The organism is Micromonospora sp. NPDC006766 (genome assembly GCF_040636055.1).
GTDB lineage: Bacteria > Actinomycetota > Actinomycetes > Mycobacteriales > Micromonosporaceae > Micromonospora.
On the sequence record NZ_JBEYIX010000030.1, the window covers coordinates 39283 to 61454 of the forward strand.

Annotated in this window: 26 protein-coding genes; 10 read left to right on the forward strand and 16 right to left on the reverse strand. The window is 73.6% G+C overall.

What is annotated here, in order from left to right:
- Positions 1–7: 7 nt before the first annotated feature.
- Positions 8–1477 (reverse strand): mannitol dehydrogenase family protein, encoded by a 1470-nt coding sequence (locus ABZ671_RS22135; protein ID WP_357861148.1) that lies wholly within the window; start codon positions 1475–1477, stop codon positions 8–10.
- Positions 1478–1585: 108 nt separating this feature from the next.
- Between ABZ671_RS22135 and uxaC the strand changes: the two genes are divergently transcribed.
- A complete protein-coding gene (uxaC, locus tag ABZ671_RS22140) occupies positions 1586–3025 on the forward strand; it encodes a glucuronate isomerase (RefSeq protein WP_357861151.1) in 1440 nt (479 codons plus the stop codon).
- On the opposite strand, the gene ABZ671_RS22145 is transcribed toward uxaC, so the two are convergent.
- The 6 genes from ABZ671_RS22145 to ABZ671_RS22170 all read right to left on the reverse strand — a co-directional run bounded on the left by ABZ671_RS22145 (position 3008) and on the right by ABZ671_RS22170 (position 7621).
- Positions 3008–3505, reverse strand: a complete 498-nt coding sequence (locus tag ABZ671_RS22145) for an HNH endonuclease (RefSeq protein WP_357861154.1) — start codon at positions 3503–3505, stop codon at positions 3008–3010. The two genes, uxaC and ABZ671_RS22145, sit on opposite strands and share 18 nt — an antisense overlap.
- A 59-nt stretch (positions 3506–3564) precedes the next feature.
- Entirely contained in the window at positions 3565–3849 is a 285-nt protein-coding gene (locus tag ABZ671_RS22150; protein ID WP_357861158.1) for a hypothetical protein, read from the reverse strand.
- Positions 3850–3892: 43 nt separating this feature from the next.
- Positions 3893–4201 carry a hypothetical protein gene (locus tag ABZ671_RS22155; RefSeq protein WP_357861161.1) on the reverse strand — a complete coding sequence of 103 codons (309 nt, stop codon included), beginning with the start codon at positions 4199–4201 and terminating at the stop codon, positions 3893–3895.
- 114 nt (positions 4202–4315) lie between these two features.
- Positions 4316–5131: a TIGR04222 domain-containing membrane protein gene (locus tag ABZ671_RS22160; protein ID WP_357861164.1), complete on the reverse strand. Its 816-nt coding sequence runs from the start codon at positions 5129–5131 to the stop codon at positions 4316–4318.
- 55 nt (positions 5132–5186) lie between these two features.
- Entirely contained in the window at positions 5187–6020 is an 834-nt protein-coding gene (locus ABZ671_RS22165) for a DUF2785 domain-containing protein (protein ID WP_357861167.1), read from the reverse strand.
- A gap of 50 nt (positions 6021–6070) precedes the next feature.
- Entirely contained in the window at positions 6071–7621 is a 1551-nt protein-coding gene (locus tag ABZ671_RS22170) for a glycosyltransferase family 39 protein (protein WP_357861170.1), read from the reverse strand.
- Between the two features lie 99 nt (positions 7622–7720).
- Between ABZ671_RS22170 and ABZ671_RS22175 the strand changes: the two genes are divergently transcribed.
- The 4 genes from ABZ671_RS22175 (at position 7721) to ABZ671_RS22190 (ending at position 9891) form a co-directional block, all read left to right on the forward strand.
- Entirely contained in the window at positions 7721–8206 is a 486-nt protein-coding gene (locus ABZ671_RS22175) for a GNAT family N-acetyltransferase (protein WP_357861173.1), read from the forward strand.
- A gap of 27 nt (positions 8207–8233) precedes the next feature.
- Positions 8234–8629, forward strand: a complete 396-nt coding sequence (locus ABZ671_RS22180) for a cupin domain-containing protein (RefSeq protein WP_357861176.1) — start codon at positions 8234–8236, stop codon at positions 8627–8629.
- Between the two features lie 102 nt (positions 8630–8731).
- Complete coding sequence (locus tag ABZ671_RS22185) at positions 8732–9298, forward strand: cysteine hydrolase family protein (RefSeq protein WP_357861180.1); 567 nt, start codon at positions 8732–8734, stop codon at positions 9296–9298.
- Positions 9299–9345: 47 nt separating this feature from the next.
- On the forward strand, positions 9346–9891 hold the full coding sequence (locus ABZ671_RS22190) for a GNAT family N-acetyltransferase (protein ID WP_357861183.1): 546 nt from the start codon (positions 9346–9348) through the stop codon (positions 9889–9891).
- On the opposite strand, the gene ABZ671_RS22195 is transcribed toward ABZ671_RS22190, so the two are convergent.
- The gene (locus tag ABZ671_RS22195; RefSeq protein ID WP_357861186.1) at positions 9858–10853 is read right to left on the reverse strand and encodes a WYL domain-containing protein; all 996 of its coding nucleotides are present in this window, start codon (positions 10851–10853) and stop codon (positions 9858–9860) included. The two genes, ABZ671_RS22190 and ABZ671_RS22195, sit on opposite strands and share 34 nt — an antisense overlap.
- Before the next feature lie 206 nt (positions 10854–11059).
- On the opposite strand from ABZ671_RS22195, the gene abc-f reads away from it, so the two are divergent.
- Positions 11060–12682, forward strand: coding sequence for a ribosomal protection-like ABC-F family protein (gene abc-f / locus ABZ671_RS22200; RefSeq protein WP_357861190.1), 1623 nt, complete (start codon positions 11060–11062; stop codon positions 12680–12682).
- A gap of 55 nt (positions 12683–12737) precedes the next feature.
- Positions 12738–13730, forward strand: a complete 993-nt coding sequence (locus ABZ671_RS22205; RefSeq protein ID WP_357861193.1) for a tyrosine-type recombinase/integrase — start codon at positions 12738–12740, stop codon at positions 13728–13730.
- Between the two features lie 2 nt (positions 13731–13732).
- Here the strand turns inward: ABZ671_RS22205 and ABZ671_RS22210 are convergent, their stop codons facing one another.
- From ABZ671_RS22210 to ABZ671_RS22225, 4 genes are all read right to left on the reverse strand, one after another.
- Complete coding sequence (locus tag ABZ671_RS22210; RefSeq protein WP_357861196.1) at positions 13733–14131, reverse strand: class F sortase; 399 nt, start codon at positions 14129–14131, stop codon at positions 13733–13735.
- Positions 14095–14604 carry a hypothetical protein gene (locus ABZ671_RS22215; RefSeq protein WP_357861199.1) on the reverse strand — a complete coding sequence of 170 codons (510 nt, stop codon included), beginning with the start codon at positions 14602–14604 and terminating at the stop codon, positions 14095–14097. Before ABZ671_RS22215 ends, ABZ671_RS22210 begins: the two co-directional genes overlap by 37 nt.
- Positions 14605–14743: 139 nt before the next feature.
- On the reverse strand, positions 14744–15115 hold the full coding sequence (locus ABZ671_RS22220; RefSeq protein WP_357861202.1) for a VOC family protein: 372 nt from the start codon (positions 15113–15115) through the stop codon (positions 14744–14746).
- Between the two features lie 56 nt (positions 15116–15171).
- Entirely contained in the window at positions 15172–16878 is a 1707-nt protein-coding gene (locus ABZ671_RS22225; RefSeq protein ID WP_357861205.1) for an acyl-CoA dehydrogenase family protein, read from the reverse strand.
- Between the two features lie 110 nt (positions 16879–16988).
- Between ABZ671_RS22225 and ABZ671_RS22230 the strand changes: the two genes are divergently transcribed.
- The gene (locus ABZ671_RS22230; RefSeq protein WP_357861208.1) at positions 16989–17447 is read left to right on the forward strand and encodes a hypothetical protein; all 459 of its coding nucleotides are present in this window, start codon (positions 16989–16991) and stop codon (positions 17445–17447) included.
- A gap of 4 nt (positions 17448–17451) precedes the next feature.
- Here ABZ671_RS22230 and ABZ671_RS22235 read toward each other — a convergent pair whose 3' ends face one another.
- The 3 genes from ABZ671_RS22235 to ABZ671_RS22245 all read right to left on the reverse strand — a co-directional run bounded on the left by ABZ671_RS22235 (position 17452) and on the right by ABZ671_RS22245 (position 20391).
- Positions 17452–18060, reverse strand: a complete 609-nt coding sequence (locus ABZ671_RS22235) for a thymidine kinase (protein ID WP_357861246.1) — start codon at positions 18058–18060, stop codon at positions 17452–17454.
- Between the two features lie 157 nt (positions 18061–18217).
- Positions 18218–19609 carry an MFS transporter gene (locus ABZ671_RS22240; RefSeq protein WP_357861211.1) on the reverse strand — a complete coding sequence of 464 codons (1392 nt, stop codon included), beginning with the start codon at positions 19607–19609 and terminating at the stop codon, positions 18218–18220.
- Between the two features lie 14 nt (positions 19610–19623).
- On the reverse strand, positions 19624–20391 hold the full coding sequence (locus tag ABZ671_RS22245; RefSeq protein ID WP_357861249.1) for a glycerophosphodiester phosphodiesterase family protein: 768 nt from the start codon (positions 20389–20391) through the stop codon (positions 19624–19626).
- 99 nt (positions 20392–20490) lie between these two features.
- On the opposite strand from ABZ671_RS22245, the gene ABZ671_RS22250 reads away from it, so the two are divergent.
- Both ABZ671_RS22250 and ABZ671_RS22255 read left to right on the forward strand, forming a co-directional pair.
- Positions 20491–20943 (forward strand): helix-turn-helix domain-containing protein, encoded by a 453-nt coding sequence (locus tag ABZ671_RS22250; RefSeq protein WP_357861214.1) that lies wholly within the window; start codon positions 20491–20493, stop codon positions 20941–20943.
- Positions 20936–21301, forward strand: coding sequence for a DUF4180 domain-containing protein (locus tag ABZ671_RS22255; protein WP_357861218.1), 366 nt, complete (start codon positions 20936–20938; stop codon positions 21299–21301). Before ABZ671_RS22250 ends, ABZ671_RS22255 begins: the two co-directional genes overlap by 8 nt.
- Before the next feature lie 15 nt (positions 21302–21316).
- On the opposite strand, the gene ABZ671_RS22260 is transcribed toward ABZ671_RS22255, so the two are convergent.
- Entirely contained in the window at positions 21317–22093 is a 777-nt protein-coding gene (locus ABZ671_RS22260; protein WP_357861221.1) for a lysophospholipid acyltransferase family protein, read from the reverse strand.
- Between the last annotated feature and the right edge of the window lie 79 nt (positions 22094–22172).

Genomic DNA, 22172 nt, shown 5'->3' on the forward strand with positions numbered 1-22172 from the left:
AGCCGGTTCAGCCCTTCATCACGTGCGCGACGTGATCCACCAGCGCCGCCCTGAATCCCTCATGCTCGGGGAGGTCCGCGCCGAAGATCTCCGGCACCCGCAGCAGCGAGTCGACAAGGCGGTGCGGGTGGCCCTCGACCCCCGCCACGGCGGCACGCAAACGAGCGGCCATGGGGTCGTCCAGGGGAAGCTTCCGTCCCCGCGTGTCGCGGCCCTGCGCCACGTACACCATCCAGGCCGCGACGGCGAGGGCCGCGTGTCGCGGCACCGCCCCGGCGGACAGGCGGTCCCGCACCGTGCCCAACACCCGGACCGGCAGCTTCCGCGAGCCGTCCATCGCCACCTGCACGGTGCGGTGTCGCAGCGCCGGGTTGGCGAAGCGGGTCAGCACCTGGCGCCGGTAGTCGGCCAGGTCGAGCCCGTCGGGCGTCCGCAGGGTGGGTGTGACATCCGCCATCAGGGCCTCGGCGGCTGCCGCAAGCCGGTCGTCGGTGACCGCGGCCGCGATGGTGTCGTACCCTGCCAGGGCGCCCAGGTAGGCCAGCAGCGAGTGGCTGGCGTTGAGCAGCCGCAGCTTGACCGCCTCCCACCCGGTCACGTCGGCGGTCAGGACCGCGCCGGCGCGTTCCCAGGCGGGCCGGTCGGCGGCGAAGTCGTCCTCGATGACCCACTGGCTGAACGGCTCGGCGGCCACGACACCCCGGTCTTCGAGGCCGAGTATCCGGCGCGCGTCCGCGCGGTCCTCGGCGGTGGTCGCCGGGACGATCCGGTCCACCATCGAGGACGGGAAACGCGTGAAGGTCGCGATCCAGTCGGCGAGGCCGGTTGCCTCCGACGACGGCAGGGCGTCCACGAAGTCGTGCACCAGCGCGCGCAGTACCTGGCCGTTGCCGCTGAGGTTGTCGCAGGACAGCACTGTGATCGGCGCGCCGCTGCGCGCCCGGCGGTGCTGCAGCCCGCGCGCCAGCTGGCCGACGGCGGTCCGGGGTGGCCGGCCGGCGAGGTCGGCCGCCACTTCCGGATCCGACCGGTCCAGCCCGCCGGCACCGTCACGCCGGTATCCCTTCTCGGTCACAGTCAGCGTGACCAGGCGTACCGCCGGGTCGGCGATGCGGTCGAGCACCGCCGCCGGGTCGGCGCCCGCGAAGAGGACTTCACGCACGCTGCCGACCACGCGCAGCAAGGTCTGGTCGGCAGCACGTTCGAGCACCGAGTAGAGGCCGTCCTGCGGCATCAGCTGCTCGCGCACGGCCGCCGACCGCTGGGTGACCCCGGCGATACCCCAGTCGTCGCGGCCGGTCGCGGCGGCGGCCAGCTCGGTGAAGACGGCCTGGTGCGCTCGGTGGAACGCCCCGATTCCGAGGTGTACGACTCCAACTCGCAGCGCGCGTGGATCGACGTCCGGGCCGGTCCAGCCCTGGCCCGAATGAGCCAGCCGGGCCAGGGTGTCGAGGCGGAGCCGCCCATCGCTCACCATGGACAGACAATATCCGTGAATATCTACTTACGCCGCGCGCCGCCCCTTGTCGGGTCACCCCGCCGATGGGATTCTGTGCGGCATTGGTGCGCCGCTGAGGAGGGTCACGTGGCACAGCTCCGTCTGCATCCCGACCGGGCCCTGCCCGCCGGGGACGACATCCGCGCCGTTGCCCGCCGCATCTACCAGTCCACTCGGGGGTTGCCGCTGCTGTGCATGCACGGGCACGTGGACGCGGCCGTGTTCGCCGACGACCAGCGGTTCTCCGACCCGGCGCGCCTGCTGGTGGTGCCCGACCATTACGTCACCCGCATGCTCGTGTCGCAGGGCGTGCCGCTGGAGGACCTCGGCATCCCCCGCACCGATGGTGGCGACGTCGAGACCGACCCCCGCCGAATCTGGCGACGGTTCTGCGCCCACTGGCGCCTCTTCCGTGGCACCCCCAGCCGATACTGGCTGGAACACGAGCTCGCCGAAATTCTCAAGATCGACGTGGTGCCCGGCCCGGACACCGCCGACATGCTGTTCGACCTCATCGAGTCGCGGCTGGCGGAGCCGGCCTACCGTCCCCGCGCGCTGCTCGACGCCTTCAACATCGAGCTGATCTGCACCACCGACCCGGCCACGTCGACACTCGCCGACCATGCCCGGTTGCGGGCCGACGGCCTGGGCGTGCGGGTGGTCCCCACGTTCCGCCCCGACGCGCTGACCCACGTCAACACCGCCGGCTGGAACCGCCACGTCGAAAAGCTCCAGGAATTGTCCGGAGTCGACACCGGCGACTACGATGGCTTCCTGGCCGCCCTGCGCGCCCGACGTGAGGCCTTCGCCCGGGCCGGGGCCCGGGCCACCGACCATGGCCACCTCACCGCCGCCGCCGAACCCCTGCCCGAGGCCGATGCGAAGCGCATCTACGCGGCAGCCTGCCGGGGCGAGACGAGCGACGACGAGGCGGCCGCCTTCGCCGGCCACCTGCTGTTCGAGATGGCCCGGATGTCCCGGGACGACGGCCTCGTCATGCAGATCCACCCCGGCGTGCTCCGAGACCATGACACCGCCATCCACCACTTTTTCGGCCCCGACCGGGGATTCGACATCCCGATCACCGCCGAGTTCACCCGGGCGCTCCGACCGGTGCTCAACGCGTTCGGCCGTGACCCGAATTTCCGGCTGATCCTGTTCACCGTCGACGAGACGGTCTACGCGCGGGAACTCGCCCCACTCGCCGGCGTCTACCCAGCTGTCCGGCTCGGCGCGCCCTGGTGGTTCCTCGACAGCCCGGACGGGATGCGCCGGTTCCGGGAACTCGTGACCGAGACGGCCGGCTTCTACAACACCTCCGGATTCGTCGACGACACCCGCGCCTTCCTGTCCATCCCGGCACGCCACGACCTCGCCCGACGGATCGACGCCGGCTACCTCGCCCGCCTGGTCGTGGAGCACCGGCTCGCCGAGGACGAGGCAGTCGAGACGGCGACCGACCTGGCGTACCGCCTGCCGCAGCAGGCGTACGCGCCGTCCGGCTCCGCCTCACCGGCCGCCAGGTAGTCCCTCGTCCGAGGCTGACGGGTTGCGGCCGTACTCGACGCGGGCTTGTGCGACCTCGGCGGACCGCCGCTCCCGCCAGCGTCGCTGGGCCTCCCGGTTGCAACCTCGGCACACCCGCCGGTACCGGCCGGTCGTCTCGTCGACCTCCCGGTCATGCCCGTTGCGGCACCGGTCGGCGGGCCGACGGGTGCGGCAGTTCTCCGCCCGGCTCACCTGACGCAGGTGGGCGGGCTCGATGCAGTCCGGCACGCCACACCGCTGGTCGACGTCCAGGGCCGGGTCGTAGCCGCCGACGAACACCACGTACGCGGCGATGTGCGCCCACGCGCGTCCGGCCAATTTCTGGTGGACGCCGCGCCGGCCGCCGTAGCCGCGCACGATCAGGCAGCCGTCGTCGCGGCGCGTCGACCGGTCGACCAGGTACACGCGCAGGCTCTCCGGTGTGAAGTGGCGGGACAGCCCCTTGACCTGCGACAGCATGCAGTCAGGGTATGCCGCTGGGCGGCCCCGCTCGGCGGGGCCGCCTCCGACGCCGTGCCTCACCGTTCCGTACGGTCCTCGATCTCGCTGCCGGACTCCCCGGGCCGGGCCCCGATCGCCTGCTCGGCGGCCCGGCCGCCGGTGCTCTCGTCACCCAGGTTGAGGTCGCTGCGGGGCATGCCCTGCACCCCGGAGACCGTGCCGGTGCCGTCCGGCGGGCCGGCGGCGCGGGAGTCCCCGGTGCGGCCCCGAGTCACGCCCCGCTCGTCCATGCGCCGGCCGGCGGTCTCACCGCCCAGGTGGTCGGCTCGGGACTTCGCCACGCGGTTGATGTCCTTGCCCATGTCGCCTCCCGTGTGGTGGCTGTCAAACTGCAACGACAGCGCGTCAGTGGTCGGTGCCCGAACGTCCCGGTTTCGGCCCGCCGGCCCGGGACGCCGCGGTCTGGGCGGCTGGGCCGCCGACGGACTCACGTCGCCCCACCCCCTGCCCGTGGTATATGCCCTCGTTCGTGCCGGGGTCGCCCGGATCGGCCAGGCTGGTGTCGATCGGCCCGCCGGTCGGCTCGGCCAGGCCGGCCCGGCGCAGCGCGGCGACAAGGTCGTCGTGTGGCATCCGGTCGCTGTCCGGGATCCCGGCGGCGTACGCGATGGCCCGCAGCGTCGCCAGATCTTCATCCACGAAAGAATCGGCCATGCCGTTGCCTTCCCGGACCTCGGCAGGGGAAACCGCCGGCGGCGGTTCGGTCCTCGACCGTACGGGCGGCAGCCAGGCCCACGGGATCTGCTAGCGGCGGTTACCGGGGCCGGGTCAGCGTGCGGTCTTCGCGTACTCCCGGGGTCGGGTGTGCTCGGGGTCGACCCCGACCAGTTCGGCGAAGGCCGGGTCGACGGCGAGCAGCGGGCGCGGCCCGAACACCGCCATCGCGGTCAGCAGCTCGTCGGTGCCCCGCTCGCTCCACGCGGGCCGCTGCTGCGGCGCGAGCTGCGCGTACGCGCGGCGCTGCCGGCGCAACAGCCGACGCGCGGCCGAGCCCGTCTCCGGCACCTCGCACAACCACCAGGCGCCGAGCACGGTGGCCAGGCAGCACAGCAGCAGCCCCACCACCGAGGCCGGCCCGCCGGCCTCGCGCCCCTCGACCGCGCTGTCCACCAGCCGGGTCACCCCGACCACGGCGACCGCGAACAGCGGCACCGTGCCCCACATCATGCGGCGCCGCTGCGCCCGGGTGAGCAGCCAGCCGTCGCGGACCAGCCGACCCACCAGCCGGCGCAGCGCGCGGCCCACGCCCGGGTCGGCGAGCACGGCGGCCCAGGTCTGCGGCCGGCGTAGCGCGGCGTGCAGGGCGCGTACCAGCGGCGCGGATCCGGACGGCGGCGGGCCGTCCACCGACAGGGTCGCCAGCTCTCCGAGGTGGACCACGCCGGCCCGGCGCAGCGCCGCCACGCCCACCTGGCAGGCCAGCCCCGACCGGTCGGTGAGGTACGCCAGCTCCACGCTCGACAGCGGCCCGCCCCGCGTCCGCCACCCGATCAGCGACCGGACGGACAGCGCGATCGTGAGGGCCCCGGCCACCCCGGCGAGGTAGTCGAGGAGAAAGGCCGGGCCGCTGACATCCCAGAGCATGCCGTCAAGTATTCAACGCCGCCCGGCGCCGGCCCGGGCCGCCCGGCCGGCGGCGTCAGACGGCCCGGAACCTGTTCACCCGCGTCTCGGCGGCCAGCACGGCGTCGGCGACCAGCCCGGTGCGGGGCCGCCGGAAGTGCAGACTGCGCAGGAGGTTCTTCGTGTTGGTCCGGGCCACCACCTGGGCTCGGCTGCGCGGCTGGTCGGCGCACGCGGCCAACCCGCCCAGCCACTCGGCGATATCCCGCACTGGCAGCAGGGACTCCTCGACCAGGGTGTCCACGACCGTGGCGATCCGCTCGTCGTCCTCCTCGGCGAAGATCGTGGTGCCGTTGTGCAGGACGCCGCGTAGCACGTCCAGGACGGCGTGGCGGGTGGCCGGGTCGGCCTCCGGGCAGCGGACCAGCTCGGTCAACGCGTCCGCGCCGTGCGCGGCGGCGTGCGCCCAGCCGCCCTCGGCGACGAGCCCTCGCAGGTCCCGCTCCTCGCGGTGGTAGCGCAGCAGGGCGTCGCGTACCCGGGTGAACCCGTCGGCGGTGAGGAACGGGCGGCGCTGGTGCCGGCGCAGCACCAGGGCAACCACCAGCATGCTGAAGGTGCGGGTGAACACCGTCGGGTCGCCGGCGCCGCCGATGCCGTGGAAGAGGTGCCGGTCGTCGAGCAGCGTGTCGAGCAGGCGGCGCAGCTCGTCCTCGGTGAGCCGGTCACCCTCGACGAACGCGTGGAAGGTCGGGTACACGAGCTCGTCGCGCAGTTGCGGCGCCGGGTCACCGATGTGGGCCAGCAACGTCGGAAGGAAATCCGCCGGTTGCTCGCCGGGGCGGAGCTGGTACTCGTCGTCCTCGATCCGCCGCAGATCCGCCAGCAGCCTCGTTCTGGTGTCGGTCAACCCTGGAGTCCCTTCAGTATCGTCGTGATTTCCGCATCAGCGGAATGTGGTCAGCCGGCGTGGCGTACCTCGGTGTCCCAGATCTGCGACCACGGCCGCAGCAGCCCTCGGCAGACGAAGACGGGCATCCCGTTCTCGTCGTTGTCGACGTCGACCCGCTCGTCGATCCGGCCGGCCTCGGTGACCTCGGCGAACCAGCCCCGCAACTGGTCGGGCGCGTCCCAGCCGACGGCGATCACGACGTCGGCGTCCTCGGGCGGGCGGCCGAAGGTGGCCATGCTGTTGTGCCCGGAGTACGCCCGCGGCAGGCCCCGCTGCGGCCCGTACCGGGCCACCGCGCCCGCCTCGCCGTAGTTGGCGGTCAGGATCACCGCGCGTTGCCGCTGCTCCGGCGGCAGGCCACGGTGGACGGCGGCGAGCGAGTCGGTGAACGCGGGCCAGCCGATCATCTCGCCCGCGTCGTAGTTGACGTCGACCACGAAGCCGGGCAGCCGGTCGGCGGGCAGGACCGGCAGCAGCAGGATCGCGCTGCCGGCCACCGCCACGGCGGCGCCGGCGGCGAGCAGCGCCCGACGGGCCCGCACCGCGCCCCGGGCCGCCCAGTCGACGGTGACCACCGCGCCGGCGGCGGTGGTGACCAGCAGCAGCGGCGCGTCGTAGTAGCCCTTCCCGCCGGTGAGCAGCACGATCGCGAACACCACCGGCCAGGTCCAGCCGATCGCCCGGTACGCCCGCCAAGCGGGGCGGCGCAGCAGCGCCACCAGCCCGGCGACCCAGATCGGCACCGCGACCGGGCTGATGATGACCAGTTTCAGCAGGATCGCGTCGAAGGGACCGCTGTAGGAGCTGTTGCCCGCGGCGATCGAGGATGCCACGGACAGCTGGGGAAAGCCGTGCGCGGCCTGCCAGAGCAGGTACGGGGCGGCCAGCAGGACGATCATGCCAGCGGCGGCGTACACCCACCGGTCGCGCAGCAGCCGGCGCGGCCCGGCGATCGCCACCCCGGCCAGCAGCCCGACGGCGAGCAGGGCGGGCAGCAGCTTGTTGAGCATGCCGACGCCGAGCGCCAGGCCGATGCCGAGGGCCCACCGGCTGTCCCCGGTACGCAGCATCCGCACCGCGGACCAGGCCGCGACCAGCCACACCAGCACGTCGACCGTGGTGGTGCTGAGCATGTGGCCGGGGGCGAGCACCATCCCCGCGATGGCGCCGAGGAACGCGGCCATCAGTTGGGCGCCCCGACCGCCGCCGAGCTCCCGGGCGATCGCCGCGACCAGCACCACCGCCGCGCCGGCGATCAGCGCCGACGGCGTACGCAGCACCACCAGGTTGCCGGGCGCGATCGTGTCGGCCAGCCGGGCCAGGGCCGGCACCAGGGGCCCCTGGTCGGCGTATCCCCAGTCGAGGTGCCGGCCGCACAGCAGGAAGTACAGCTCGTCGCGGTGGTAGCCGTACCGGTCGGCGAACAGCAGCAGCACGGTGGTGACGGCCGCGCCGGCCAGCCACGGCCCGGCGGTACGCGGACCGGGTGGCGGGGGAACCGCGTGCGTCGGGGATGCCCCGGCCGGGGTGCGGTCGAGTTCGTTGACGGGTTCGGGCACGTGCACATCATCGTCGTGCCCCGCTAAGCCACGGTAGCCGGGTCTGCGCGATGAAAATCGAATCGCGGGCGGCCCGACGGGGCGGATAGCGTGCGCGGGATGCGGATCCGCGAGTTCACCGAGTCCGACTGGTCCCAGGTCTGGCCGATCGTCGAGGACGTCATCACCGCCGGGGAGACCTTCCCGTACGACCCGGCGTGGCCCGCGCAGGTCGTACACGATGTGTGGGTGGAACGGCCGCCCGGCCACACGGTGGTCGCCGAGGACGGCGGCCGGATCCTCGGCACCGCCAAGATGGGCGCCAACCGGCCCGGCCCGGGCTCGCACGTGGCCACCGCCAGCTTCATGGTCGCCGCCGACACGCGGGACCGTGGTGTCGGCCGGGCGCTGGCCGAGTACGCGCTGGGCTGGGCCCGCCGCCGGGGATTCGCGGCGATGCAGTTCAACGCGGTGGTGGAGACCAACGAGGTGGCGGTGGAGCTGTACCGACGGCTCGGCTTCACGGTGGTCGGCACCGTGCCGGAGGCGTTCACGCACCCGAGTCTGGGCCGGGTGGGCCTGCACGTAATGCACCGTCCCCTGTGATCGACGGTGTTGCGCGAGGATGAGCCGATGAACGTTGAGCCGATCGAGCTGGCCGCCGCCCTGGCGCGCTTCGACCAGCTGTGGAGTCCCCGCATCGTCACCACCGTCAACGACTACGACGTCCGGATCGCGAAGGTGGCCGGCGAGCACGTCTGGCACTCCCACGCGCACACCGACGAGTTCTTCCTGGTGCTCGACGGGGAGCTGCGCATCGCCCTGCGCGACGGCGCGGACGGCGCCGAGCGGGAGGTGGTGCTGCCGCGCGGCGCGGTGTTCGTGGTGCCGCGCGGGGTGGAGCACCGACCGTCCGCACCCGGCGGCGCGTCGATCCTGATGTTCGAGCCTTCGGGCACGTCGAGTGTCGGCGACCGGCACGACGAGGTGCCCGACCACGTGGACGCCACCACCGGCCACCGACTCTGAGCGGTCGGGTCAGCGCCCCGCCGGCACCGGTTCCGCAAGGATGTTGTCGGTGGGGAGGCCTAGGGTGGCCGCGGACCGACATTCGCACGCCAGGGGGAAATCATGACCACGCTGATCGACCGACCGCACACCGCCCTGCTCGTCATCGACGTGCAGAACGGCGTCGTGGCGCACGCGTACGACCGGGACCGGGTCGTCGCCAACATCGCCACTCTGATCGACAAGGCCCGCGCCGCCGGCGTGGAGGTCGTCTGGGTCCAGCACAACAGCGAGGAGTTCCCGACCGGCAGCGAGGTGTGGCAGTACGTGCCCGAGCTGGTGCGACGCGACGCCGAGCCGCTGGTGCAGAAGGCGTACGGCGACTCCTTCGAGGAGACCGACCTGGAGCAGGTGCTCGCTGCGCGCGGCATCGGCCGGCTCATCGTGACCGGCGCGCAGACCGACGCGTGCATCCGCTCGACCCTGCACGGCGCGATCGCCCGCGGCTACGACGTGACGCTGGTCGGTGACGCCCACACGACCGAGGACTTCTCGTCCTACGGCGCGCCGACGCCCGACAAGGTCATCGCTCACACCAACCTCTACTGGCAGTACCACCGGGCACCCGGCCGGGCCGGAGGCACTGTGGACACCGCCGACGTCGACTTCGCCGCAGCCGTGCCCGCCTGAGCCGAGTCGTCCGGAAAGTCGTTTGACGGTGCGGTGAGGATCGGGCGGTGACAACCTGGACCGTCTGCCTCACCCCGCCCGACAATCACGACGCGGCGACGCTGCTGCGCGAGTACATGGCGGAGATGGTCCGCCGCTGGTACGGCCGCCCGGAACGGCCGGAGGAGGTGACCGGGGCGCTCGCCGAGATGCCCAGCGACGATCTGTCCCCGCCCACCGGGCTGCTGCTGTTGGCCCGCCACGACGGGCAGGTCGCCGGGTGCGCCGGCCTGCGGTGGCGTCCCGGCTGGGCGGAACTCACCCGGGTCTACGTCCGCCCCGCCCACCGCGGCACCGGCGGCGGAGCCGCCCTGCTGGCCGCGGTCGAGTCGCAGGCCCGGGCGGCCGGGGCGGACCGGATCCGGCTGGACACCCGTGCCGACCTGGTCGAGGCCCGCGCCCTGTACGCCCGCCACGGCTACGTCGAGATCCCCGCGTACAACGACGACCGGTACGCCCAGCACTGGTTCGAGAAGCTGCTGCCGGCCCCGGTCGACGACGCCGAACGCCGCACCGTGAGTCAATGCGACTCGGCGGCCACGCCGCTCGGGTAGAGCCGGGCTAGCGCGTGGGCGGTGGCGGTGAGCCGATCCCGCAGCTGCGCCGGCGCCAGCACCTCCACCTCCGCGCCGAGCTTGAGCAGTTCGGTGTGGGCGTGCTTCACCGACTCGATCGGCACGGTGGTCTCCAGCCAGCCGTGCTCATCCGGCTCGCCGGCCGCCGCCCGCGCCGCCCGGCTCATCTCCGGCGGGAAGACATACTGCGTGAACTCCAGCGCGGCCACGGTCATCCGGACCTGGGCCTGCGCCCGGTAGACGTCCCGCTCGTACCGCTGCGTCCACTCCCGCCAGTACCCGGCCAGGTCGAAGTCGGCCGGTCGCGCACCGCGTTCGTCGCGCACCACCAGGTCCAGCACCGCGCCGACCCGGTAGGTGCGCAGCTGCTCGTCGCAGCGGGCCACCAGATACCAGCGGCCGGCCTTGAGCACCACGCCCAACGGGGCGACCACCCGGGTCACCTCGCGGGGGGCCCGCCACCGCCGGTAGCGCATTTCCACCAGCCGGTCCTCCCACACGGCCCGGGCCAGGGCGGCCAGGTGCGGGGTGGGCTCGGGGTGCCGGAACCAGCCCGGCGCGTCCAGGTGGAACCGCTGCCGCACCCGGCCGCCCCGGTCGGCCAGTTCGTCGGGAAGCGCGGCCAGCAGCTTCAGCTCGGCGGCGGCCACCACCTGACCGAGGCCCAGCTCGGCGGCCGGGCCGGGCATCCCGGCCAGGAACAGCGCCTCGGCCTCCGGCGCGGTCAGCCCGGTCAGCCGGGTCCGGTAGCCCTCCAGCAGCCGGTAGCCGCCGGCCGGGCCCCGGTCGGCGTACACCGGCACCCCGGCCGCGCCGAGTGACTCGACGTCCCGGTAGACGGTCCGGACGGAGACCTCCAGGGCGTCGGCGAGTTCCTGCGCGGTCATCCGCCCCCGGTTCTGCAGGAGCAGCAGCAGGGAGACCAGGCGGCTGGCGCGCATCCGCCGACGGTATCCCGGGCCGAAAACCGTTGGCGGCCCGGCCCGCCGGCTGGCAGAGTCGGCCTCGACAGCGCCGCCGACCGAGCAAGGAACCGTTCGACACATGTGATCCGCGAGGACGCGGCTGGGCGTAGCGCCCGCCGCCACGGTCACCGACCGCCGCCACCACGGCAGCGGTCCCGCCCGTCGTCCCGCGGAGGAACCTCGTGTTGAAAGCCGTGTCGGTCAGCAAGTCCTATGACACCGAGCCCCTGTTCACCGACCTTGACCTGATCGTCAACGCCGGCGACCGGGTCGGCCTGGTCGGCCCGAACGGGGTGGGCAAGTCCACCCTGCTGCGGGTGCTGACCGGCGAGGAGCCACCCTCGTCCGGGCACGTCGAACGCGCCCCCGGCACCACCGTCGGCTACTTCGCCCAGCAGGTGCCCGACCCGGACAGCACGGTCGGTGAGTTCCTCGCCGCCGGCCTCGGCGAGCTGCACCCCCTCGCCGCCACGTTGCGCGAGCTGGAGCGGCGGCTCGCCGCCGGCGACACCGCCGCGCTCGACGCGTACGGGCAGGCGCAGGACCGGTGGGCGGCGCTGGACGGCTGGCGGGCGCAGGCCCGGCTCGCCGAGGTCCGCCAGCGCCTCGACGTCGGCCACCTAACCGACGACACCCCGCTGCACCGGGTCAGCGGCGGTGAGCAGGCCCGACTCACCCTGGCCCGGGTGCTGCTCGACGCCCCCGACCTGCTGGTGCTCGACGAGCCCACCAACCACCTCGACGCCGACGGGATCGCCTGGCTCGGCGACTGGCTCACCGGGTTTCCCGGCGGGGTGCTGGTGGTCAGCCACGACCGGGCGTTCCTCGACCGGACCGTGCAGCGCATCGTCGAGTTGGACGGCATCCACGACGAGCCGCAGACCTACCCCGGCGGATACACCGACTACCGGGCCGAAAAGGTGCGCCGCTGGCAGCGGCTGCTGCTGGACTACGAGGCACAGCAGAAGGACCACCGCCGCTGGCTGGCCGACATCGACCGCACCAAACAGCAGGCCCGCGGGGTGGAGGAGTCGGTGCGCAGCGGCCTCGGCGCCGACCAGCAGCGCCGCTACGCCAAGAAGGTGGCGAAGAAGGCCAAGGCTCGGGAGCGGCGCCTGCTGCGGCAGATGGCGTCGATCCGCTGGCTGGCGCAGCCGCGTACCCGGCCGAGCCTGGCCCTGGCGTTCCCGCAGGAGCCGCCCGCGGACGCCGAGGTGCTGCGGGCCTGCGACCTGACCCTGACCGCTGGCGGCCGGACGCTGCTGCGCCGGGCCGAGTTGAGCGCGCGCGGCGGCGACCGGATCCTGCTGACCGGCCCGAACGGGGCCGGTAAGACCACCCTGCTGCGGGTCCTCGCCGGCCGGCGTGACCCCGATGCCGGCCGGGTCGAGGCCACGACCGGTGTCGCGCTGCTGCCGCAGACCCACGACGCGCTGCGCACCGACGTCACCGTCGTGGACTACTTCCGCTCCCAGGTGCCCGTGTACGTCGACGACGCGGAGCGCCTGCTCGACGGCTACCTGTTCGGGCCGGACCAGTGGCACGCCCGGCTGCGTACCCTGTCGGCCGGCGAACTGCGCCGGCTGCTGCTGGCGGTCATGGTCAACAGCCCGGCCCGGGTGCTGCTGCTCGACGAACCCACCAACTATCTGGACTTCGACTCCCTCGACGTGGTCGAGGCGGCGCTGCGCGAGTTCCGGGGCACGGTGGTCATGGTCAGCCACGACACGTGGTTCGCCGAGGCGGTGGGCTTCGACCGGCGCTGGCGGATCGCCGACGGCCGACTGGTGGTCGAGGCGATCTGATCTTCGTGGGCGCGCCTCGTCGCACTTCGTCCCGCCGGCTGAGAAGCTTCCTCGCATGCTGCGTTCCGAGGTTCTGCCGCGCGGTTCGGCCGGTCCCGCGCTGCCGAGCGGGCCGGTCGACTTCACCGAGGCGTGGCTGCGCAACCGGCGGCTGTCCGAACACACCCGCGACGCGTACCGGCGGGATGTCGCCGGCTGGCTGGGCTGGTGCGCCGGGCGGGGCCTCGATCCGCTGCGGGCCACCTTCCTCGACGTCAACGCCTACGGCCGGGAGTTGGAGTCCACGCTGGGCTCGCGCAGCGGCCGGCCGCTCACCCCGGCCACCGTCGCCCGCCGCCTGTCCGCCCTGTCCAGCTGGTACGACTTCCTGGTCAAACTGCGGGCGGTGGAGACCAACCCGGTGGCCGCCGCCGACCGTCCCCGCGTCGACCGGGACCACTCGGCGACGGTCGGCCTGACCCCGCAAGAGGTCGACGCGCTGCTCGCCGCCGCCGAGGCGGACACCGGCCCGACCGCCGCCCGCAACCGGGCCACGATCGCGCTGCTGGCCGACCTGGGGTTGCGGGTCGGCGAGCTGATCTCGCTGGACCTGGCCGACCTGGGCGCCGAGCGGGGGCACCGCAGCGTCCGGTTCGTCGGCAAGGGCGGCAAGGTCCGTCGTCGGGCGCTCACCCCCGGCACCGCGTACGCCGTCGACGCCTACCTGGCCGCGCGGGCCGCCGCCCAGCAGGTGACCGTGCCCGAGCTGACCGGCCCGCTGCTGGTCACCGCCACCGGCGCCCGACTGGACCGGCATTCGGTGTTCCGGCTGGTCCGCCGCCTCGCCCAGGCCGCCGGCATTCCCGCCTGGGCGAAGCTGTCGCCGCACTCGCTGCGGCACGCGTTCGCCACCACCGCCCGTGACGAGGGGGTGCCGCTGGAGGACGTGCAGGACGCCATGGGGCACGCCGACCCACGCACCACCCGCCGCTACGATCGGGACCGGCACAACCTGGACCGGGATCCGGCGTACGTCATCTGGGCCGCCCGGGCCCGCCGCCGGGGGTAGAGTCAGGCGCTCGCCCACGAGGTGAGGGTCGCGGACACGATGATGTTGTCCAGGTACGAGCGCGTGCCGCGGTCGAACTGACCTCCACAGGTGACGAGGCGCAGGCTCGGCTTCGGATTCGAGCCGTAGACGAGGTCCGCCGGAAAGGACGACTTCGGGTATCGCTCGGTGCGCTCCACCGTGAACCGCGCGACCGATCCGTCGGCACGGGTCACGGCGATGCCGTCGCCCGGCCGCAGCGCGCTGAGGCGGTAGAAGACGGCTGCTCCGGTTCGCCGCGAGTCGACGTGGCCGACGATGAGCGCGTTGCCGATCTCCCCGGGGGTCGGCCCCAACCGGTACCAGCCGGTCAGTTCCGCCCGCTCTAGGGGCGGAACTTCGAGCGTGCCGTCGTCGGCCACCCCGAGTGGTGTCCGGAGATGCCGCCCGGCGGGTTGGCCCAGTGCAGGGTGGGGTCGACCGGTAGCAGCGGCGGCAGGAACCGCCCCTTGCTGTCGACGAGCTGGTTGATCCAGGTCACCCGGGTGGGTCGGTTGACGCACGCGTTGATCGTGAACCCGGGATAGCTGAACGTCTGCGGATGCGCGACCGAGCCGTAACCCCAGACGGTGGTCTTCGGCAGGGTGGGCGGGAGGACCTGCTGGCGGAACTGCCGGACGCCGATCTCGTACACGTCGAGCGAGGAGTGCTTTGCTCCGTCGACCGTGGGCATGGCGGGCGGGATCGTCAACGGGGTGACGTACTTCGGGATGCCCAGGGGGTCCAGCGTGGCGGGCGCGGACCGCGAGGGCGCGGCCCACGACATGTCGGTGCCGAGCAACACGGTGGTGCCGGCCGCCGTGCCGGCCACCAAAACCCGCCTACGCGTGACCATTTAGTCCCCTTTGTCCGGTTTGATGCCAAACCTTAGGAGACCGGCGCGGGTTTGTACCGGGAACGAGGAAGACAGGAAGTCCTCGCTTCCGGCGCCGGGCAGCGGCCCCGCGGGCGCTGCCCGGCCGGCAGACCGCGCCTCAGCTTTGCGGGCGCGGGCAGATGCAGAACGGCTGGCCGATCGGGTCGAGCAGCACCGTCCACCGCTCGCCGCCGGGCTGGAAGTCCGGCCTCGTCGCGCCGGCCGCCAGGAGGTCCTTCTCCGCGACGGTCAGGTCGTCGACGTACAGGTCGAGGTGGTAGCGCTTGCCGGCGCTCTCGTCGGGCCAGGCCGGCGGGGCGTACCCGGCCACCAGGCCGAAACCGATCGAGGTCCCGTCCTTGCTGATCATGGCGTATTCGGCCTGGCTGTGGGTGACCTCCCAGCCGAGGGCGCGGGCGTAGAACGCGGCGTGGGTAGCCGGGTCGGAGCTGTCGAGGTTGACCATCGCGAGGTCGGCGTGCACTGTCATGTCGCCCATCCTGTCGGCGGATCCTGACATCCTCTGGCAGGTACCGCGCGGATCTTTCACCACAGCAGGTCGAGGTGCCGGTGGGCGTCGGCGGCGATGTCCTCGTGCCGCAGCCGGCGCCGCGCCCAGAGCCGGGCCGCCACCTCGGCCTGCTCGTCACCCCACGCCGCGTGCTCCACCAGCAGCGCGGTGGTCAGCGCGTACGCCGCCCGCAGCGCCAGCCCGCGCGCCCCGGCGACCACCTCGACGGCGGTCGGGTCGGCGGTGACCTCGCCGAGCCGGGTCCGCAGCTCGTCGGTCACCGCGGCCAGGGTGTCGGCCAGGGCCGGGGAGAGCTGTCGGGCCAGGCCGACGGCGGCGGTCAGCCGGCGCAGCAGCGGCACGCCGGCGTCCTCCCGGGCGACCGCGCGCAGTACGTCCAGGGCGAGCACGTTGGTGGTGCCCTCCCAGATCGGCAGGACCTGCGCGTCGCGCAGCAGCCGCGGCACCCCGGTGTCCTCGACGTAGCCGGCGCCGCCGAACGCCTCCACGTACTCGCTGGCGCAGGCCACGGCGAGCCGCCCGGTGGCCAGCTTCGCCAGCGGCGCCACCACCCGCAGCTCCGCGGCGGCGTCCGGGTCACCGCCCACCTCGACCCGGCCGAGCAGCGTGAACGCGTGCCCGGCAAGGACGAACGCGCCGGCCGTGTCGACCGCGAGAGCGCCGAGGGTCGCCCGGTGCAGCGGCGAGTCGGCGAGTCGCCCGTCGGCGACCTGCCGCGCCCGCGCGTACGCCCGGGCGTAGGCCAGGCCCCGGCGCATGCCGGACGCGGCGGCGGAGGCGTTGTGCACCCGGGTCACCACCACCAGGGTCATCGCCCGGACCAGCCCGGGCATGGCCGGGTCACCCAGCGGCAGCGCGTACGCGTCACGCAGCCCGATCTCGGCGGTGGGCAGCGCCCAGGTGCCCAGCTTGTCCTTGAGCCGGTGCACCCTCACCCCGGGAGCCGGCGCGTCGGCGGCGACGGTGGCGCCGGCCAGGGGGGAGTCCGCCGCGTAGCGGGGCACCAGGAACGGCGCGAGCACCCGGCTGCCCCGGCCGGCGCCGTCGGGCCGGGCCAGCGCGACGGCCATCGCCGAGTCGGCGGCCGAGCAGAACCACTTCTCGCCGGTCAGCCGCCACGACCCGTCTGCTGCGGGCCGGCCGACGGTGCTGGCGCGGGACAGGTCGGAGCCGCCCTGCGACTCGGTCATCCACTGCCCGCTGACGATCGCGGTGCCCGGGTCGGTGGAGATCAGCCGGGGCAGCCACGCGTCGCGGACGCCGCCGTCGACCTCGGGGAGGCTGAGCAGCGCGGCGGCGCCGTCGGCCATGGCCACCGGGCAGGAGAAGGTGGCCGACTCCGGGGCGTACAGGTGCAGCAGGGCATGCTGGAGCACCCGGGTGGCGGCCCCCCAGGTGCCGCGCGCGGACCGCAGGTAGGGCAGCGCGACCACGGCGTGCCGGGCGGCGGCGGCCCGCTGGGCCTGCCAGCCGGCGGACGTGTCGATGCGGTCGACGCGGGCGCCCCACGGGTCGTAGCGGACCAGGGTGGGCGGGTGGGCCTCGGCATCGGCGTGCGCGGCCCGCAGCGGCCCGGCGACGTCGGCGGCCAGGTCGGCCAGCCGCCCCTTCGCGGCGGCGTGCCCGGCCGGGCCGAGGTGCCGCTCCAGCCAGGACCGCAGCAGCGGGTCGCTCGTGTACGGGTCGTCGGGGGTGGGCGCCGGCTGCACGTAACGGGTCATCCGCGACTCCTGCGTTGAGGCTGTGCGCTGACGGTAGTCGATCCGGTCGCGTCAGCGACAGGGGCGCGAACTTCCTGCGCGCGGCCGGTGCGGCTGCCTACCGTCTTCTGGTGGGCAGCAAGCGGCAGTGGAGCAGGCCGGCCCGGCGAATCCGGCCGGGCCGTGCCGGTCTGCTGTTCGGCGGCCTCGGCTTCGGGGTGTGCCTGATCGGGGTGGCCGGCCTGGCGTTGTGGAACGTGCAGGTGATGTGGCGGGCCGGCGGCCCGGTGCGGGAGACCGCCGACGGTTTCCTCCACGACGTCGCCGCGGGGGAGACCGACCGGGCGTACGACAGGCTGTGCCGGCAGGCGCGCGGCAAGTGGAGCGCGGTCGGCTTCGGCAGTTGGGTGCGTACCCCGCCGCAGGTGCGCGGCTACGAGATCACCGACGTGTCGGTGGCCACGCAGCGGGGCATCCCACGCGCCACGGTAAAGGCCCGGTTGACCCGCGACGGCGGGGGCAGCGAGGACCGGACGCTGTCGATCGTGCAGGAGGACGGCAGGTGGCGGGTGTGCGGGGACCCGTTCTGAATGCTCAGCGGCGCGGGCCGAGGTCGCCGGAGCGGTAGTGCCGGCGGCAGAGCACCTGGTAGCGCACGTCCGCGTCGTCGACGGTGTCGCCGATGACGACCTGCTCACCCTGGCGGACCACCCGCCCCTGCACGACCCGGGCGTTGAGCCGCCCTTCCCGACCGCACCAGCAGAGCACCTCGACCTGGATGCGGGCCACCTCGTCGGCGAGTTCGAACAGCCGCTGCGCGGCGGGGAACAGGCAGGACCGGAAGTCGGTGGCCAGCCCGAACGCGTACACGTCGACGTCGTACTCGTCGACCAGCTCGGCCATCTGCTCGACGTGGTCCAGGTTGTAGAAGGACGCCTCGTCGCAGATCAGGTAGTCGACCCGTACCCCCTGGTCGAGGGCGTCGCGGACGAGGTCACGCAGGTCGAGCTCGTCGGTGACCTCGACGGCGGCGTGGGCCAGGCCGATGCGGGTGGTGACCTGCGGGCCGAGCGACCGGTCGATGCGGGTGGTGACCAGGCCTCGGCGGCCCTGCCGGGCGTGGTTGTGGTTCATCTGCAGGGCCATGGTCGACTTGCCGCAGTCCATCGGCCCCCAGAAGAACTTCAGCGCGGCGGCGTGCAGCGGCCGCCCGTCGACGCCGCGGGCGGCGGCGCAGCCGCCGCGACGGTCGTCGCCGGGGCCCGGGAGGGGCCGGGCCAGGCAGGTCGGGGCGGCAGCGTCGTCGTCGGTCACGTCGGGGCAGCCTAGTCGATCGAGCGCCTTTGATCGGGTCGGTGCGCTACAGCACCCGGGGCGGGGTGTTGCCGGCGGCGACGATGGCCCGGCGCATCGGCACGGCGGCCAGCAGCGCGAACCCGACCACGAAGAAGATCAGCAGGGAGACCAGACCCACCCGGTACGAGGCGGTGAGCTGGAACACCAGCCCGAAGGCCAGCGGCCCGAGCCAGCTGGTGCCCTTGTCGCTGATCTCGTAGAAGCCGTAGTACTCACCCTCCTTGCCGGCGGGGATGAGCTGGCTGAACAGGGACCGGCTCAGCGCCTGGCTGCCGCCGAGCACCAGGCCGATGCAGCCGCCAAGGATCATGAACGGCAGGGGCGCCTCGGCGGGCAGCCGGAACGCGGCGACGATCACCGCGGTCCACAGCACCAGGGACAGCAGCACGGTCTTCCAGGCGCCGATGCGCCGGGCGAGGCCGCCGAGGGCCAGCGCCCCGCCGAAGGCGAGGAACTGCACCAGCAGGATCGTCGCGATCAGGGTGCTCTGCTCCAGCCGCAGTTCCTCGGTGCCGTACTGGCTGGCCAGGGTGATGACGGTCTGGATACCGTCGTTGAAGACCAGGAACGCGAGCAGGAAGAACAGCGTCAGCGGGTACGCCTTGATCTCCCGCAGGGTGCGGCCGAGCTGCCGGAACCCGTCGGTGAGCACGTTGCCGCCGCCGCGCAGCGCCTCGGCGGTGGGGTGCTCCCGCAGCCAGCGCAGCGGCACCAGAGTGAACACCGCCCACCACACCCCGGCCGACACGATGGACCAGCGGGCCAGGTCCAGGGTGCGCTGCGGGTTGCCCTCCTGGGTGAGCAGGCTGACCGCGACGAGGTTCAACGCGAGCAGCAGCCCGCCGCCGAGGTAGCCGATGGCCCAGCCGCGGCTGGAGATGGTGTCGCGGTCGTCGGGTCCGCCGAGCTGCGGCAGGAACGAGTTGTAGACGACGATGGACGCGCCGAAGGCGATGTTGGCGATCAGGAACAGCGCCCCGCCGAGCAGGTATCGCTCGGCGGTGACGAAGGCGAACGCGATGGTCGCCCCGGCGCCGACGAACGCGGCCAGGCCCAGCAGCCGCTTCTTGTGCACGGTCCGGTCGGCCACCGCCCCGATCACGGGCAGCACGAAGACGGTGAGCAGGACCGACAGCGAGACAAGGTAGGGGTAGTAGGAGCCGGGGGCGACCTGGATGCCCAGCGGGTGCACGTACCCGTCGCAGCTGTCGGCGCCCAGCTCGCAGCCGGCGGCCAGCTTCGTGACCGTGGTGAGGAACGGCCCGAGGAACACCGTGATCACGGTGGTCTGGAAGGCGGAGTTCGCCCAGTCGTAGAAGTACCAGCCCGTGCGCTCGCGGCGGGTGCTGCCCGGCTGGGCGGGCTCGGCGACGGTGGGGGCGACCGTTTCGGCCATCGGGTTCCTCTGACTCAGGCGGCCCAGTGGCCGCGGCTGCGGTAGACGTCGCGCAGCACGCCGACATGATCGGTCATGATGCCATCCGCCCCGAGATCAAGTAAGTGGTGCATCTGCGCGGGTTCGTCGATGGTCCAGACGTGCACCTGCAACCCGATCCGGTGGCAGTACGCGACGAACCGCCGGTCGACCACCGGGATGCGCCCGTACCGGACGGGGACCTGGGCGGCGACCACGGACGGAGGCAGCCGCAGCGGCCGCCCGTGCAGGGAGGCCATCCGCAGCCGGGCCACCGCGCGCATGCCGAGGCTGGTGGCGATCTTCGGCCCGGCCAGGGCGCGCAGCCGGGCCAGCCGGGCGTCGCTGAACGAGGCCAGCAGCACCCGGTCGCCGGCGCCACCCCGGGTGACCGTGCCGAGGGTCGGTTCGACGCCGCTGTCGGCCTTGACGTCGATGTTGAACCGGACCTCGGGCCAGGCGGCGAGGACCTCGTCGAGGCGGGGGACGACGGCGGCGCCGCCGACGCGTATCGAGGCCAGGTCGGCGAAGCGCAGCTCGGCGATGCGCCCCGGCTCGCCGGTGACCCGGCGCAGGGTGGCGTCGTGGAAGATCACCGGCACGCCGTCGGCGGTGGCGTGCACGTCGGTCTCCACGTACCGGTAGCCCAGGGCGATGGCCCGGGCGAACGCGGCGGCGGTGTTCTCGTCGCCGTCGGCCGCGCCGCCGCGGTGGGCGAAGGCGAGGGGCGCGGGGGCGTCGAGGTAGCCGTGGCGGGGCTGCACGCCGGCAGTATGCCGCGCGTGGATGACGGTGGGGTGACCGGCCGGCGTCGCGCCACCCAACTTCCCCATCCTTCCCAATTGTGCGTAGGATACGGCGCGATGAGTAACGATCTGTATTCGGTTGAGCAGGTGGCCGAACTGCTCGGCCTGCACGTGCGCACCGTGCGCGGCTACATCCGCGCCGGCCGACTGCGGGCGGTACGCATCGGCAAGCAGTATCGGATCGCCCGCACCGACCTCGACGCGTTGACCGGCCGCCCCGAGCCGCCGCCGGCCGGCCAGCCGGCGCTGGAGGTGTCGAGCATCGTGCAGGTCGACGGTGTCGACCGGGCCGCCGCCGATCGGCTCGCCACCCTGGTGCTCGCCGGAGTCAACACCGGCCACGACCCCGCGCACCCGCTGCGCGTACAGACCGTTTACGACGAGGAGCGCCACCGCATGAAACTTGTGATCCTGGGCGACGCCGCCGCGACCGCCGACCTGCTGCACCTGCTCGACGCGGTTCTGAACGGCGACAACGGCCTGCTCGCGCAGGAGGCGTCCGATGCCTGACGTGATCCAGGAGCGGGCCGGGGTGCCGGTGCTGGTCTGCGACCCGGCCGGGCCGCCGGTGGCCACCACCGAGCAGGCCCTCGACCTGATCGGCGCGGCCTTCGCCGGCGCCGAGGTGGTCGCCGTTCCCGCCAGCCGGCTCGACCCGAGCTTCTTCACCCTGGGCACCCGCTTCGCCGGGGAGATCATGCAGAAGTTCGTGAACTACCGGCTGCGGCTGGTCGTGGTCGGCGACATCAGCGCGCACCTGGCGGCCAGCGCGGCGCTGCGCGCCCTGGTGACCGAGTCGAACCGCCACGGCCACGTGTGGTTCGTGCCTGACCTGGCCGCGCTGGACGCCCGCCTCGCCGCCGCCTGAGCCGCGCCGGGCCGTTCAGCCCCTCGGCGGGCGGCGGTGGGAGCGGGTGGTGTCGGCCGGGCGGCTGGGGTCGACGTGGCGCGGCCAGTACGGCTCGGTGGGGCGCAGCGGCGCCAGGTTGTCGGTGATCGCGTCGATGATCCGGTCGGTGGCTCGCCGGGCGGCGCCGGGCGTGCCCGGGTTCAGGTGGCTCAGCACCACCGGGGCGCCGAAGTGCACCCGGATCACCGGGCGCCGCGCGAGCGCCCGGGCCACACCGCCCAGCAGACCCTTGGGCGCCTGGTAGGGCAGCACCTCGTGGGAGCCCCACTGGGCGACGGGGACGACGGGGGCGCCGCTGGCGAAGGCGAGCCGGGCGGCGCCGGTCTTGCCGCGTTCGGGCCACATCCCGGGGTCCAGGCCGATACGCCCCTCCGGATAGAGCAGCACCACCGAACCGCCGGCCACGGCCGCGGCGGCGACCTCCAGGGCCTGGTGCACGGAGGTGGTGCCCCGGTCGACGCGGATGTGCCCGGCGCGGCGCATCAGCGGGCCGACCACGGGAGCGCGGAACAGCCCGCCGGTGGCCATGATCCGCGGCGCGATGCCGCGCGCCCGGCAGGCGGCGGCGAGCACCACCGGGTCGAACGGGCTGATGTGGTTGGCGGCCAGGATCAGCGGCCCGTGGCGCAGCCGCACCGGCACGTCGCCGGTGACCTCGAGGCGGCCCAGCAGGCCGACGACGACGCGGGCGAGCAGTTGCGCGGCACGCCACAGCAGCGGTGCGCGCCAGGGGGTTTTCGGGGTGTCCATCGTTGCTGGATGGTCGCACGCGTACGGGCGGGTGGGAGACCCGGTCCGGGGGGCCGTGCGGCCCGAGGTGATCAAGGTC

Coding starts and splice junctions, on each gene's coding strand:
- ABZ671_RS22135 (WP_357861148.1), bottom strand. CDS start 1,477: ATGGTGAGCGATGGGCGGCTCCGCCTCGACACCCTGGCCCGGCTGGCT.
- ABZ671_RS22145 (WP_357861154.1), bottom strand. CDS start 3,505: ATGCTGTCGCAGGTCAAGGGGCTGTCCCGCCACTTCACACCGGAGAGC.
- ABZ671_RS22150 (WP_357861158.1), bottom strand. CDS start 3,849: ATGGGCAAGGACATCAACCGCGTGGCGAAGTCCCGAGCCGACCACCTG.
- ABZ671_RS22155 (WP_357861161.1), bottom strand. CDS start 4,201: ATGGCCGATTCTTTCGTGGATGAAGATCTGGCGACGCTGCGGGCCATC.
- ABZ671_RS22160 (WP_357861164.1), bottom strand. CDS start 5,131: ATGCTCTGGGATGTCAGCGGCCCGGCCTTTCTCCTCGACTACCTCGCC.
- ABZ671_RS22175 (WP_357861173.1), top strand. CDS start 7,721: ATGCGGATCCGCGAGTTCACCGAGTCCGACTGGTCCCAGGTCTGGCCG.
- ABZ671_RS22180 (WP_357861176.1), top strand. CDS start 8,234: ATGAACGTTGAGCCGATCGAGCTGGCCGCCGCCCTGGCGCGCTTCGAC.
- ABZ671_RS22185 (WP_357861180.1), top strand. CDS start 8,732: ATGACCACGCTGATCGACCGACCGCACACCGCCCTGCTCGTCATCGAC.
- ABZ671_RS22195 (WP_357861186.1), bottom strand. CDS start 10,853: ATGCGCGCCAGCCGCCTGGTCTCCCTGCTGCTGCTCCTGCAGAACCGG.
- ABZ671_RS22205 (WP_357861193.1), top strand. CDS start 12,738: ATGCTGCGTTCCGAGGTTCTGCCGCGCGGTTCGGCCGGTCCCGCGCTG.
- ABZ671_RS22215 (WP_357861199.1), bottom strand. CDS start 14,604: ATGGTCACGCGTAGGCGGGTTTTGGTGGCCGGCACGGCGGCCGGCACC.
- ABZ671_RS22220 (WP_357861202.1), bottom strand. CDS start 15,115: ATGACAGTGCACGCCGACCTCGCGATGGTCAACCTCGACAGCTCCGAC.
- ABZ671_RS22225 (WP_357861205.1), bottom strand. CDS start 16,878: ATGACCCGTTACGTGCAGCCGGCGCCCACCCCCGACGACCCGTACACG.
- ABZ671_RS22240 (WP_357861211.1), bottom strand. CDS start 19,609: ATGGCCGAAACGGTCGCCCCCACCGTCGCCGAGCCCGCCCAGCCGGGC.
- ABZ671_RS22250 (WP_357861214.1), top strand. CDS start 20,491: ATGAGTAACGATCTGTATTCGGTTGAGCAGGTGGCCGAACTGCTCGGC.
- ABZ671_RS22255 (WP_357861218.1), top strand. CDS start 20,936: ATGCCTGACGTGATCCAGGAGCGGGCCGGGGTGCCGGTGCTGGTCTGC.
- ABZ671_RS22260 (WP_357861221.1), bottom strand. CDS start 22,093: ATGGACACCCCGAAAACCCCCTGGCGCGCACCGCTGCTGTGGCGTGCC.